Here is a 14,525-nt window from a genome sequence, read left to right as displayed (position 1 = left end):
ATTCAACCCTAATATTTAAAAATAATAATTATGAACCGATTTTATTTAGCTAAAACCAATAAGGCGGCCCTGTTTTTTGCCATGGCCTTATTACCTTCCGGCTTGGTGTATTCCCAGGTTAAGAAAGACACGGTACCTAAAGAGAAGAAAATTGAGGAGGTAGTCATGATCGGGTACGGTACACAGAAAAAAGAAGCTGTAACAGGATCTGTAGCATCATTGAGTGGTAACGCTATCAAAGAAGTGCCTTCAGCAAATATTACAGATGCTATCCAGGGACGGCTTCCCGGAGTTGATATCGGAAGAACGTCAACAAAGCCCGGAGCTGTTCAGCAGATCCGTATCAGAGGTGAGCGGTCTTTAACGGGATCAAACGACCCTCTGATCGTATTGGACGGGATACCGTTTGTCGGATCCCTGGGTGATATTAGTCCCTCGGATATTAAAACTTTAGATGTTCTTAAGGATGCTTCGGCTACTGCCATCTACGGTTCCCGGGGTGCGAACGGTGTAATACTTATTACTACAAACAGAGGCGGAAAAGGGCAAAGAGCAAGATTTGCATACAACGGATATACCGGATTCCAAACCCTGTTTTCCAAATATCCGATGATGGACGGGCCGAAATTTGCTAAACTTAGGGCGGATGCCAATCTTTTTACAAACGGTCCGGATGAATTCAATAATATAAATACCGACTGGCAGGATCAATATTACGGTGTCGGTCTTATGATGAACCACGATGTAAGTGTAACAGGCGGAACAGAAAAAGGAGGATATAACTTTGGAGTTGCCTATTTCCAGCAAAATGGAATAGTTCCATTGCAAAGTTATAAAAGGTTGTCCATAAGAGGAGCTTTGGACCAGGAAATAAATTCATGGCTGAAGGTCGGGTTTTCAACAAATTCCAACTTTTCTATAAATGATTTTAATAGTGTTAGCGGCGCACCTACTTTAGGATATTCACCATTAGCCAGCCCTTATCTTGCAGATGGATCTCCAAGATTGAGAACAACATTTGCCAATCAGGATCAGACTGCTTTACAGACAAGGTCCATTCTGGAAAATTTAGGCGATGCTTATGCAGATCGCACCAATGCCTTCAGTTCTTATAATAATCTATATGGCGAAGTTAAGATACCGGGTGTTGAAGGTCTTAAGTACAGATTAAATGTAGGGCTTACCTACAGAAATTCCAACAGCGGTTATTATTTAGGAGCCGGAGCCTTAAATTATCAGACCACCAATGCATCATCAGCAAATATCGGTAACTCTTTGACCACCCAGTGGGTTTTAGAAAATCTTGTTACTTATGACCGAACATTCGGCAAGCATAAAATTAATGCAACAGCTTTATATTCTGCTGAACAAACCAGATTTAACAGCTCTTCTATAGCTGCGAGAGATGTACCTATTAATGCGTTTCAATATTTCAATTTAGGACAGGCTCAGGGCGAAATTACTATTGACCCGAATAACCAGGGATATTGGAGGAGAGGATTAATGTCTTTTATGGGAAGAGCAATGTATCAATACGATAACCGTTATATGTTAACTGCTACAGTTCGTTCCGATGGTGCTTCGGTTTTGGCTAAAGGCCACCAGTGGCATACTTATCCGGCTGTTTCTGTTGGATGGAATGTAGCAAATGAAAGTTTTCTCAGAGATTCAAAAAACATTAATGCTCTTAAATTAAGAGCTGGTTTCGGGCAGACATCAAACCAGGCCGTAGCTCCTTACACAACTTTTGGGAGCCTGAGTACAACTCCTTATAATTTCGGAAGCAGTAATGCCGTAGGAAATTATGTTAACACTGCTCCCAATGCGTCTTTGGGATGGGAATTTTCAAAAACATGGAATTATGGTTTAGACTTTACGATTCTTAACAGAAGAATCAGCGGTACTGTAGAATATTATGTGACCAATACAGAAAAATTGCTGTTAGCTAAATCCTTACCACAATCCAGTGGTTTGAGCTCTGTAACTGAAAACGTAGGCTCATCCCAGAATAAAGGTGTGGAAGTATCTTTAAACGCAATCATCTTCAATAATCCTGACGGATTCAGCTGGGAAGTCGGTGGTAATTTATCGGCAAACAGAAATAAAATTACCTCACTGGCCTCAGGAACAGACAGAAATGTAAATAACTTATGGTTTGTTGGCTATAATATTAACGCAATATACGATTATCAGTATGTCGGTTTATGGCAGCAGGGAGATCCTTATCTCAATATTCTTGAACCTCAGGTAGGCGCTGCACCCGGAATGATAAAAGTATTATATACAGGCGGTTATAATGATGACGGAACCCCGAAAAGGGCTATTAATGAAGCAGACAGACAGATTATCAATACAAATCCGGATTTTATCGGAGGTTTTAATACAAGACTGGCTTATAAAAATTTAGACTTAAGCGTTGTAGGAGCTTTCCAGAAAGGAGGCGTGCTCATCAGTTCTATTTATGGTTCCGCAGGATATCTCAACAGACTTACGGGTAGAGGAAACAACGTAGATGTAGATTACTGGACACCGGAAAATACAGATGCCAGATATCCGAAACCAGGTGGACTACTTAGTGGTGATAATCCTAAATATGCCTCTACACTGGCTTTATTTGACGGTTCATTTGTTAAAATAAGAACCATAACATTAGGATATAACTTTGATAAAAGCCTTCTTGATAATTTAGGGGTAAGCAATTTGAGATTATATATTACCGTACAAAATCCATTTGTTTTTGGTTCGCCATACCACAGAGAATCTGGAATGGACCCGGAACCGAACTCAAGAGGAAACGAGAATCAGGCCGTAAACTCATATAAAGCAAATCAGCTTATCATTGGTACCAATAATCCGTCAACCAGAAATTATATGATGGGACTAAATCTAACCTTTTAAAATCAGAAATCATGATCAACTTTAATAAAAAATTCATTGCTGCTCTATTTCTAGCATCACTAACGTTCAGCACAGGCTGTAATGAGATATTGGATGAACAGCCGAGAGGTATTTATACCCCGGAAGATTTCACTACAGAAAGAGGTATTTCACAAGGGGTAACTTCTTTGTACAGACAGTTGCGTATGCTTTATGGAAACGGATATTGGCTTAATGCAAATATGACGGGTACTGACGAGGCTACGTGGGCACAAAGTGCAGACGGAAACTTTAAGGATCTTGATATGTCCGGCGGTGCAGGGAGTATTAATTCTAATACTTTTCCTACAAGTATGGTTTGGGGATCTGTTTTTCCATCAATTAATACCGCAAACGGAATCATTGAAAACGGATCTAAGGCAGGCATAGCAGAATCATTAATTTCAGAAGCAAGATTTTTCAGGTCATTCTATTACTTCCTGCTGGTACAGACTTATGGTGGAGTACCATTGGATTTAGGATCAGGTGAGCTCGCTTTCAATATTAATCCTAAAACAACTTCCACAAGAAATACGGTATCAGAAGTTTATACAAAAGCAATATTTCCAGGTTTGGTTAAAGCCATCGAAAGTCTTCCTGCTAACCCCCGTGTTACAGGAGGAGTTACAAAAAATGTTGCCAGACTTTATCTTTCCAAAGCTTATTTAACGTATGGATGGTTGTTACAAAATCCCAATAATATTCCTACCTATCCTGAAACTTCCAGAACAGATCCTGATGGACACAATCCGCAATGGTATTTCCAAAAAGCTTATGATATAGCACTGGAAGGAATAAATAATCCTGGTCCATATGCATTAATGCCTACATATTATGACGTGAACAGGGGAGACAACGACCGAAATAAAGAATGCATGCTTTATGCAGATCATACGGAAACGAGTGCATATTTCAACGAAGGGGTAATTCAGGCCAGTTACGGAGACGGATGGTCTCCAAATAATTTTGCTGCTTGGATGCTGACCTTCAACTATACCAATCTTAAGAGCAGCACCACAAGTGCATCATGGACTAATGCGAGTTCAGTTCAGAGAGCTGCCACCCAATCTTTAGGTAGACCATGGACACGTATGGCTCCAACTATTGAAGTAATCAAAAATACATTCGCCGATAAAGCTAATGATTCCCGCTATGACGGAACTTTCGTAACTACTTATCGAGGAAACTGGAACAAGGAAGGAACAGGGCTTACCAATGTTCAGACCCTTTATAACGCAAACAATCTTCCGATACAACCAGGAGATGCTGTATTTTCATTTTTAAATGATGATTCGCAGGTGCCTGCTTATCCTACAAATGCCGGACAAAATGGTATAGGAGCCGGGACATTACCGGGTAGAGCAGACTGGGTAGTTGCGCCAAACGGAATTAGCAGGATCGTTTATCCGGGAATCTGGAAAATAGGCACATACCGTACTGATAACGGAAACGGTCTGGGATTTCCGAATCCAAGTTTAACACGTCCTTTCGTAGCAGCAAAATTTTCAGAATTTTATTTACTTGCAGCGGAAGCAGCTGTTAAAGGAGCTTCCGGAGCAATGTCCGCACGGGATCTTGTAAATGTTCTGCGTGCAAGAGCCGGAAAATGGGTTTGGAGTGTAAGCGGTAATGCTCCGAAGGTACAGGATAACAGCGCGGCGATGACTGCAGCAACACCGGCTGCAATAACCATTGACTATATTCTGGCAGAAAGATCAAGAGAATATTTTGGTGAAGGCTACAGATGGTTTGATTTAGTAAGAACCCAGACTTGGGCACAAAAATCAGCTACCTACTCAATAGGCGGCGCTAACTACGGAAACCATACCCCGCAGACCGTTACAAGAAATATTCAGCCTTTCCATTATCTTAGACCCATCCCACAGGGACAGCTGGATGCAATGGAAGTTCCTGCAGATGTAAAAGCAAAATACCAGAATCCTGGTTATTAATTGATTTTATTCTTACATTCATATTAACAGCAAAGTAGGTGTTTACCAAAAAACACCTGCTTTGTTTTAATAAAATAAACAGATATTATTATGGAAAAAACATGGCGTTGGTTTGGGAAGAACGATAAAATAAAACTTAATACGCTCCGTCAAATAGGAGTAGAAGGAATTGTTTCTGCACTGCACGATATTCCTAACGGAGAAGTCTGGAGTTTAGAGGCTGTTAATAATTACAAAAACTATATAGAAAGTCACGGTCTTCGCTGGTCTGTTGTAGAAAGTCTTCCCGTAAGCGAAGCAATAAAATACGGAGGTAAAGACCGGGATTTTTTAATAGAAAATTATAGTAAAAGTCTCGAAAATCTGGGTAAAGCAGGCATAACAACAGTCTGTTACAACTTTATGCCGGTACTCGACTGGGCAAGAACAGATCTCTTCCACGAATGGGAAGATGGTTCCTCGTCATTATATTTTGATAAAGCTAAATTTGCTTATTTTGAAATCCATATTCTCAAAAGACAGGGAGCAGAAAATGATTATACACCCGAAATTCTTCAAAAAGTAGAAAAACTTAAAAACTCGCTTACGCCAGAAGATGATAACAATCTTATTGATTCGGTCATTGTAAAGACTCAGGGATTTGTTAATGGAAATATAAAGGAAGGTGACTTGAATCCTGTCGAAAAATTCAATAACTTGCTGGCTTTATACAACGGAATTGATAAAAATCAGCTTCGTCTGAATCTTAAATATTTCCTCGAAAAAATAATGCCGGTTTGTGAAAAATGGAATATCCGGATGTGTGTACATCCCGATGATCCGCCATTTGCACTGCTCGGCTTGCCAAGAATCGTAACCAATGAAGAAGATATCGATTGGTTGCTCAATGCTGTAGACAATTCACACAACGGGTTGACTTTTTGTGCGGGTTCTTTAAGTGCCAATCCTCACAATGATGTTCCGAAGCTGGCCCAGAAATTTGCCCATCGTACAAAATTTGTTCATTTAAGAAGCACCAACGTTTTCGAAAACGGTGATTTTATTGAAGCCCATCATTTAGGCGGAAGAGGTAAATTAATTGACGTGATCCGCATATTTCAAACGGAAAATCCAGAATTGCCAATGCGAATCGATCACGGAAGACTACTGACCGAAGATGTCGACAAAGGATATAATCCTGGTTACTCTTTTTTGGGAAGAATGCTGGCTCTCGGTCAAATTGAGGGTGTAATGGCAGCCGTACAAAATGAAATGTCGAAGAAAAAATAGGATCCGAAGGATCCAATAATAATAGCCGCAGGTGAAACCTGTGGAAATATATCAATCATCATTATAATTATGAAAGATTTATTCAGCATAAAAGATAAGGTTGTCGTTATTACCGGTGCTTCCGGCGTTTTGGGAGGAAGCCTTGCTAAAAGTTTCATAGATGCAGGTGCAAAAATAGTAGCATTGGGCAGAAACCAGGAAAAACTCGATGTCCTCGTACAAGAACTTACATTATCAGGAGGTGAAGCATTTGCCGTAGAAGCAAATGTATTGAACATAGAAAGTCTTGAAGCCGCTTCAGAAAAAATTAAAGAAAAATATGGCAGAATTGATATTCTGCTGAATATCGCAGGGGGAAATATTCCTTCCGCAACATTATCTCCTGAACAGTCATTCTTTGATATGAACATACAGGGATGGGATGAGGTCACCGATCTTAATATCAACGGAACCGTTTATCCGAGCTATGTTTTCGGAAAAGCAATGGCAGAGCAGGGAAGCGGAAGCATCGTAAATATATCATCAATGGCAGCATACTCGGCAATTACAAGAGTGGCGGGATATTCTGCAGCCAAATCGGCAATTACCAACTTTACCCAATGGCTGGCTTCGGATGTAGCATTGAAGTTTGGGGATAAAATCCGTGTTAATGCAGTAGCTCCCGGTTTTTTCATTGGTGATCAAAACCGCGCAATTCTTCTAAATCCAGATGGCTCTTTAACAGACAGAAGCAAAAAAGTAATAGCCAAAACACCAATGCAAAGATTTGGTGAAGTGCAAGAGCTGAACGGAGCAGTACAGTTTCTCTGTTCCGATGCCGCGAGTTTTATTACAGGCGCATTATTGCCCGTTGACGGTGGTTTCAGCGCCTTTAGCGGTGTTTAATCTGAAGTAAAATTTCTCTTCATATTTAGATAACAAGATCTTGATGGCAATTAAGATCTTGTTTTTAAAGAATTATTCTGAATAATGGTCGAAAGTACAATTCATTGAAAATTCAGAATATAATAACAATTTAATAAAAACTAATGCAGGCTCCTAAAAATGGCAACGTAAGATGGTTGATGCTGTCTTTGGTATTTCTCGCAACTACCATTAATTACCTGGACCGTCAGGTAATGGGCTTGCTGAAGCCTGTTCTTGAAAAAGAATTTGTCTGGGACGAAAAGGATTACAGCTACATTGTAATGGCTTTCACGGCTACCTATGCCATTGGTTATCTGGCAATGGGAAGATTTATTGACAGGGTCGGAACCAAAGTAGGATATGCCGTTTCACTTATTGTTTGGAGCCTGGCTTCTATCGGCCATGGTTTTGTGAAAAGTACGTTGGGCTTTATTATAGCAAGAAGTACGCTTGGAATCAGCGAAGCAGGAAATTTTCCGGCAGCAATAAAATCCGTTGCAGAATGGTTTCCGAAGAAAGAAAGAGCCCTGGCGACAGGGATTTTCAATTCCGGAGCTACGGTTGGAGCTATATTAGCACCACTTTTAGTGCCTTATATTTTAGGACATTACGGATGGCGCGAAACTTTTGTCTGGATAGGAGCGTTGGGACTAATATGGATTATTCTCTGGTGGAAATTTTATACCATCCCGGAAAAAACAAAAAGACTCAGCAAAATAGAATTTCAATACATTAAGAGTGATCAAAACGGGCAAACGGAAGAGCAGTCCAAAGTCCCGCTTTCAGAATTGCTGAAATATAAAGTGACGTGGTCATTTGCCATTGGCAAGATCCTTACCGATCCTATCTGGTATTTCTTTATGTTCTGGCTTCCCGCTTATTTTTCAGATGTATTTAAAATGGATATGACAAAACCTTCTCTGCCGTTGATTATCATTTACAGCGGAACCACGGTTGGAAGCATAGGAGGCGGTTATCTGTCCTCATTTCTGATAAAAAAAGGATGGGCAATAGGAAGAGCAAGAAGTCTTACCATGCTATTGTTTGCATTAATGGTTGTTCCGGTTATGTTTTCAAAATATGTGGATAATATGTGGCTGATTACTGTAGTCATAGCCTTTGCTACAGCGGCACATCAGGGGTGGGGAGCCAATCTGATGACTACGGTGGGAGATAAGCTGCCCAATAATTATGTAAGTTCCGTTATTGGTTTTGGCGGAATGCTCGGTTCGGCGGCAGGAATTATTTTTCCATTATTCATCGGGATTATTTTAGATGCATTCAAGAAAGCCGGAAACATCAACGGAGGATACAATATTATCTTCTTTATTGCCGGAATATCTTATGTTGCAGCATGGGCAGTTATCTGGCTCATCAATAGAAAGAAAACAGCTTGATATCAGAATATACAGTTTGAAAATTTTAAAAAGTAAAAATGAAATCTAAACTTTGCATCATCGCCATCTGTCTTTTGATAAGTATATTTTCCTCTGCGCAAAAAGGAGGAAAATATAAGCTGTGGTATACCGAGCCTGCCAAACAGTGGATAGAAGCATTGCCTATTGGTAACGGAAAGATTGCTGCAATGGTTTTCGGAGATCCCTACAAAGAAAAACTTCAGCTGAACGAAGCAACCTTCTGGTCGGGTGGACCTTCCCGGAACGATAATCCCGACGGTCCCAAAGTGCTGGATTCCATCAGATATTATTTATTTACAGGAAATTATAAAAAAGCTCGGCTTCTTGCTGATAAAGGTTTAACTGCAAAAAGCCTCCACGGCTCGGCATTTCAGAATATCGGAGACCTTGCTCTTGATTTTAAGAATCTTGGCGATGTTAAAGACTATTACAGAGAACTGGATATTGAAAAAGCTTTAACGACAACAACATTTAATTCCAATGGAATTAATTTTAAAAGAGAAGTATTTGCTTCAATTCCTGATAATGTCATTGTTATCAAACTCAGCGCTGACAAAAAAAATGCTTTGAATTTTACGGCAAACTTCGACAGTGAGCTCAAAAAAAATATTCAGGCTGATGGTGTTATATTGCAGATGAATGGTTTATCATCCACTTTAGATGGTGTAGAGGGGCGAGTGAAATTTAATGCCGTGGCGAAATTCATTACAAAAAGCGGAAATACTTCTATTTCAGGAAAATCCGTCTCGGTAAACAATGCTGATGAAGTTACCATTTTGATATCAATCGCTACAAACTTTACAGATTATAAAACGTTAAATACAGACGAAGTTCTGAAAAGCAGAAAATACATTTCGGAAGCAGAACATAAAAATTTTAAAACCTTATTTAAAAATCATTTAAAAACGTATCAAAACTACTTCAAAAGAGTTGATATTGATTTAGGAACTTCTGAAGCCGCAGAAAATCCCACCGATATTCGTGTTAAAAATTTTGCATCAGGTTACGATCCGGAACTTATCTCATTATACTATCAGTTCGGGCGTTACCTTTTGATTTCTTCATCACAGCCCGGCGGTCAGTCTGCCAATCTTCAGGGAATCTGGAACAATTCGAATAAACCGGCATGGGACAGCAAATACACCATCAACATCAATACGGAGATGAATTACTGGCCTGCCGAAAAAACCAATCTCTCTGAAATGCACGAACCACTGATTCAGATGGTCAGAGATTTAAGCATTACAGGAAAAGAAACGGCAAAAGTAATGTACAGCAGCCGTGGCTGGGTAGCCCATCACAATACCGATATCTGGAGAATAACAGGGGTTGTGGATTTTGCCAATGCAGGAATGTGGCCAATGGGCGGAGCGTGGCTTTCGCAGCATCTTTGGGAAAAATACTTATACAATGGTGATAAGAATTATTTAAAATCTGTTTATCCCGTTCTTAAATCAGCCACAGAGTTTTATGAAGATTTTTTAATTGAAGATCCTGCACATCAATGGCTCGTGGTAAGTCCGTCCATGTCTCCAGAGAATATTCCTCAAGGGCATCAGGGAAGTGCATTGGCCGCCGGAAATACCATGGACAATCAGCTGATGTTCGATCTGTTTACCAAAACAAAAAAAGCGGCAGAAATTCTCAATATAGATCAGGAAAAAATTCAAGTGTGGAATTCGGTTATTTCAAAATTACCACCAATGCAGATAGGAAAGTACGGACAGCTGCAGGAGTGGATAGATGATGTGGACAATCCTAAAGATAATCACAGACACGTTTCTCATTTATACGGTTTGTTTCCATCCAATCAAATCAATCCGCTTACTGCTCCTGAACTGGCGGATGCTTCGAGAACGGTTTTGATTCACCGTGGCGATGTTTCCACAGGCTGGTCAATGGGCTGGAAAGTGAATCTTTGGGCAAAATTATTAGACGGTAATCACGCTAATAAACTGATTAAAGACCAGCTTACCCTTGTAGATAAAGACGGCAGGGGAACTAAAGGCGGAACTTACCCCAATCTTTTTGATGCCCATCCGCCATTTCAGATCGACGGGAATTTCGGCTGCACTTCGGGAATTACGGAAATGCTGCTGCAGACACAGAATAGTTTTATTGATATTCTCCCCGCACTTCCGGATAAATGGAAAAACGGAAAAATTTCCGGGCTCAAGACATACGGAGGATTCGAAGTAAGTATTGTATGGGAAAATAATAAAGCAAAAGAAGTAGTGATCAAATCTGGACTAGGAGGCAACTGCAGAATAAGAGTTCCGAATGAAATGCAGCTTTATGGAAATGCAAAACTGCAAAAAGCAGAAGGTAAGAATCAGAACCCATTTTTTGAAATTCCTCAAATCAAAGAACCTTTAATTTCGGCAGATGCAAAATTAAATCCTTTTGAAATTAAAACATCGTTGATATATGATTTCCCGACAGAACCGGGAAAAACATACATCTTAAAAATAAAGTCCTGAAGGACGACCTAAATCAGAATAGGATGAAATCCTATTAAACAATAAAAACAAACCCGAAGGGTTCAACAACAATAGCCACAGGTGAAACCTGTGGAATAATGACAAAATAATAAAGAACCCGAAGGGTTCAACAATTAAAACAGAAATTAAGACATTTATATATGAAAAAGAGACCCATGAATCCGAATTTTTTAAAGAACAGAACCAGTTTTCTGGCTGTAGCGGCCCTGCTTTCCATAAACACTATTTCCGCACAGACCTTCACCAATTTCAATTACCGTGGAAACGATAAAATATACAATGATCACCCTTTGCAGTCGGATGAATTTTATTCACCCATTCTTCAGGGCTGTTATCCGGATCCGAGCATCACTAAAAAAGGTGAAGATTATTATCTGGTGAATTCTTCTTTTTCAATGTTTCCGGGAGTACCGATTTTTACGTCCAAAGATCTGGTAAACTGGAAACAGGTAGGCCACGTTCTGGACAGACCTTCTCAGTTAAAAGTTGAAAAAGGCGGAGTTTCACAGGGAATTTACGCACCGGATATCAAATACAACAAATACAACGATACGTTCTATATGATCACCACGCAGATTGCCGGCGGAGTAGGAAATATGGTCGTAAAAACAAAAGATCCTGCAAAAGGATGGAGCGAAGTTCAGAAGCTTAATTTCGATGGAATAGATCCTGCCATTTTCTTTGATGAAGACGGAAAAGCCTATATCGTTCATAACGATGCGCCGCCAAAAGGAACCGAACAATACAACGGACACAGAGTTATTAAAATGTGGGACTACGATCTGGAAAAAGATCAGGTGGTGCCGGGTTCAGATAAAATTATAGTAAATGGTGGAGTTGACCTTACCCAAAAACCAATTTGGATTGAAGGTCCGCATCTGTACAAATACAAAGGAAAATATTACCTGATGTGTGCAGAAGGAGGAACCGGAGGCAATCACAGCGAAGTAATTTTTATGGCAGATTCTCCGAAAGGACCTTTTATTCCCGCAAAAAATAACCCTATTCTTACACAACGCTATTTTCCGAGAGACCGAAAAGAAAAAGTGGACTGGGCAGGTCATGCCGACCTCGTGGAAGGCCCGAACGGACAATGGTACGGGGTTTTTCTGGCCATTCGTCCGAATGTAAACAACCGCGTGAATAAAGGCCGCGAAACATTCATTCTTCCGGTTGACTGGAGCGGAACGTATCCTGTTTTCCAAAACGGACTGGTTCCCATGAAACCAACATTGAAACTGCCTCAGGGTGCACAAAATCAAACCGGACAAAACGGATTTTTTCCGAATGGAAATTTCACATATTCTGATAAGCTGACTGATAAAAACCTTGATTTCCGCTGGATTGCCATGAGAGGGCCCCGCGAAAATTTTATTACCGTAACAAAAAACGGAGTAAAAGTAAATCCTTTTGATACCAATATCAAAGCATTGGCTCCTGTTTCAGCATTATTCCACAGACTGCAGCATGAGGATTTTGAAACATCTGTAACCTTAGATTTTAAACCTAAATCTGAAAAAGAACTGGCCGGAATCACCTGCTATCAAAGTGAGGGGTTCAATTACGTATTTGGGATTACCAAAAAAGATAAAGATTTTTATATGGTCCTGGAAAGAACTGAAAAAGGGGAATCGAAATTAATAACAAGCGAAAAAATTTCATCCTCGAAAGCGATTACATTACAGGTGACGGGAGAAAAAGATAATCTCAATTTCAGTTATTCTGCGGACGGTAAAACTTTCAAAAATCTGGGCGGACCGGTTTCCGGAGACATCTTATCTACCGATGTAGCCGGCGGTTTCACCGGAAGCTTGATCGGTCTGTACAGCACATCGTCTAACGATATTGTGCCGAATTAATCTAATACTGATTTTAAACCTTCAAGGTTTGTAAAATAAACCATATCACCGTGAATATTAAAAAATCATTTTATATAGTTTCTTTTTTGGGATTTATCGGGCTGAATCATCTTTCAGCCCAGATAAGCCCTTTTCAGAAATCGGTTACAAAATTTACCAATCCCATTATTTGGGCAGACGTACCGGATTTGTCCATCACCAGAAACGGTGACGATTTCTATCTCATTAGCACCACCATGCATCTCATGCCGGGAGCGCCCATTATGCATTCCAAAGATCTTGTACACTGGGAAATGTCCGGCTATGTTTTTGAAACATTGAATGACAATCCAAAATATGATTTATTGAACGGAACTGTTTATGGAAGGGGACAGTGGGCGTCTTCAATCCGTTATCACAAAGGAAAATATTATGTGCTGTTTTCACCCAATGACGAACCGTTCAAATCTTATTTTTACGTAACGGAAAATCCTGAAAAAAACAGTTGGAAATTAATCACCAGAACAAAACATTTTCATGATGCGTCCTTGTTTTTTGACGATGATGACCGCATTTATGTTTTTACTTCCAATAAAGTTTTTGAGCTCAGTCCTGATTTTAAAAATATCATCGGAGATCAGAACGGAACCGAAATTTTTCAGAAAGATACCGAAGAAACAGGACTTCTGGAAGGCAATCAGATCATTAAAAAGGATGGAAAATATTATATGATGATGATTTCCTGGCCGCGAAATGAAAAACGCAGACAGGTCGTTTACAGAGCTGATAAAATAACCGGACCCTATGAAAAAAAAGTAATTCTTGAAGATAATTTTCTGGGGTTTTCTTACGCAGGACAAGGTGCTTTGATTGACGATAAAAACGGAAACTGGTATTCCTTAATTTTCCAAGATCGAAACGGAGTAGGGCGTGTACCCATTTTGCTTCCTGTAAAGTGGCAAAACGACTGGCCGGTGTTGGGAGATAACGGAAAAGTTCCTTTGCATGGAGAAATTCCGCTTCCGCCTTTTAAACCTAAAAATCACCTGATCGAAAGCGACGATTTTTCCGGAAAGAAAATGAAAATCCAGTGGCAATGGAACCATAATCCGGTAAATGAAGCCTGGTCTCTATCTGAAAGAAAAGGATTTTTAAGACTGAAAACAAGCAGGGTTGTAGATAATCTGTTTGCTGCTCCCAATACTTTAACTCAAAGAATGGAGGGCCCAAAATCGAGCGGAATTATTTCCCTGGATGTTAAAGGGATGAAAGACGGTGATGTAGCCGGTTTCAGTGCTTTCAACGGAGATTCCGGAATTTTATCTGTTGTGAAAGAAGGCAGCAAAAAATTCATCGTTTTTACTTCTGCTTCCGTGAGTTTAGACAATAAATCAAAAGCCATTACCGATGTGAAAACGCAGGAAACAAAACGTATTCCGCTAAATTCGAACAAAGTTTTCTTGAAGATTGATGCCGATTTTAATTTAGGTAAAGACACAGCCGATTTCTATTACAGCACAGATCAGAAAAACTGGACGGAAATGGCAAAAGACTACAAAATGATTTTCGATTACAGAAGATTGTTTATGGGGTCCAAATTTGCCGTGTTCAACTATGCAACAAAAACTTCAGGAGGGTTTGTAGATGTAGACTTTTTTGAATTTAAACGAAAAGATTAAATCAATCTTAAATAAAAATTTTTATCCAAACTAATAAGTGTATAAA

General features: G+C 39.8%; 8 protein-coding genes. All 8 read left to right on the top strand.

Annotation, left to right across the window (positions count from 1 at the left end; translation table 11 throughout):
• Window positions 1–30: 30 nt before the first annotated feature.
• Window positions 31–2,898 carry a SusC/RagA family TonB-linked outer membrane protein gene (locus ACYT6F_RS16220; RefSeq protein WP_472598666.1) on the top strand — a complete coding sequence of 956 codons (2,868 nt, stop codon included), beginning with the start codon at window positions 31–33 and terminating at the stop codon, window positions 2,896–2,898.
• 11 nt (window positions 2,899–2,909) lie between these two features.
• Entirely contained in the window at window positions 2,910–4,868 is a 1,959-nt protein-coding gene (locus tag ACYT6F_RS16215) for a RagB/SusD family nutrient uptake outer membrane protein (protein WP_472598665.1), read from the top strand.
• Window positions 4,869–4,958: 90 nt separating this feature from the next.
• Window positions 4,959–6,137, top strand: a complete 1,179-nt coding sequence (gene uxuA / locus ACYT6F_RS16210; RefSeq protein WP_472598664.1) for a mannonate dehydratase — start codon at window positions 4,959–4,961, stop codon at window positions 6,135–6,137.
• Window positions 6,138–6,206: 69 nt separating this feature from the next.
• Window positions 6,207–7,022, top strand: coding sequence for an SDR family oxidoreductase (locus tag ACYT6F_RS16205; RefSeq protein ID WP_472598663.1), 816 nt, complete (start codon window positions 6,207–6,209; stop codon window positions 7,020–7,022).
• Between the two features lie 143 nt (window positions 7,023–7,165).
• On the top strand, window positions 7,166–8,440 hold the full coding sequence (locus ACYT6F_RS16200) for an MFS transporter (protein ID WP_472598662.1): 1,275 nt from the start codon (window positions 7,166–7,168) through the stop codon (window positions 8,438–8,440).
• A gap of 38 nt (window positions 8,441–8,478) precedes the next feature.
• On the top strand, window positions 8,479–10,941 hold the full coding sequence (locus tag ACYT6F_RS16195) for a glycoside hydrolase family 95 protein (protein WP_472598661.1): 2,463 nt from the start codon (window positions 8,479–8,481) through the stop codon (window positions 10,939–10,941).
• Between the two features lie 161 nt (window positions 10,942–11,102).
• Window positions 11,103–12,821 carry a glycoside hydrolase family 43 protein gene (locus ACYT6F_RS16190; RefSeq protein ID WP_472598660.1) on the top strand — a complete coding sequence of 573 codons (1,719 nt, stop codon included), beginning with the start codon at window positions 11,103–11,105 and terminating at the stop codon, window positions 12,819–12,821.
• 50 nt (window positions 12,822–12,871) lie between these two features.
• Window positions 12,872–14,479 carry a glycoside hydrolase family 43 protein gene (locus ACYT6F_RS16185; protein WP_472598659.1) on the top strand — a complete coding sequence of 536 codons (1,608 nt, stop codon included), beginning with the start codon at window positions 12,872–12,874 and terminating at the stop codon, window positions 14,477–14,479.
• Window positions 14,480–14,525: the final 46 nt, after the last annotated feature.

The sequence above is a fragment of the Chryseobacterium sp. NG-CE01 genome, assembly GCF_055695505.1.
This window is presented reverse-complemented; position numbering and strand designations above follow the sequence as displayed.

What these genes read in the sequence shown, in the direction of transcription:
- ACYT6F_RS16220 (WP_472598666.1), top strand. Translation starts at nt 31, where the DNA reads ATGAACCGATTTTATTTAGCTAAAACCAATAAGGCGGCCCTGTTTTTT.
- ACYT6F_RS16215 (WP_472598665.1), top strand. Translation starts at nt 2,910, where the DNA reads ATGATCAACTTTAATAAAAAATTCATTGCTGCTCTATTTCTAGCATCA.
- uxuA (WP_472598664.1), top strand. Translation starts at nt 4,959, where the DNA reads ATGGAAAAAACATGGCGTTGGTTTGGGAAGAACGATAAAATAAAACTT.
- ACYT6F_RS16205 (WP_472598663.1), top strand. Translation starts at nt 6,207, where the DNA reads ATGAAAGATTTATTCAGCATAAAAGATAAGGTTGTCGTTATTACCGGT.
- ACYT6F_RS16200 (WP_472598662.1), top strand. Translation starts at nt 7,166, where the DNA reads ATGCAGGCTCCTAAAAATGGCAACGTAAGATGGTTGATGCTGTCTTTG.
- ACYT6F_RS16195 (WP_472598661.1), top strand. Translation starts at nt 8,479, where the DNA reads ATGAAATCTAAACTTTGCATCATCGCCATCTGTCTTTTGATAAGTATA.
- ACYT6F_RS16190 (WP_472598660.1), top strand. Translation starts at nt 11,103, where the DNA reads ATGAAAAAGAGACCCATGAATCCGAATTTTTTAAAGAACAGAACCAGT.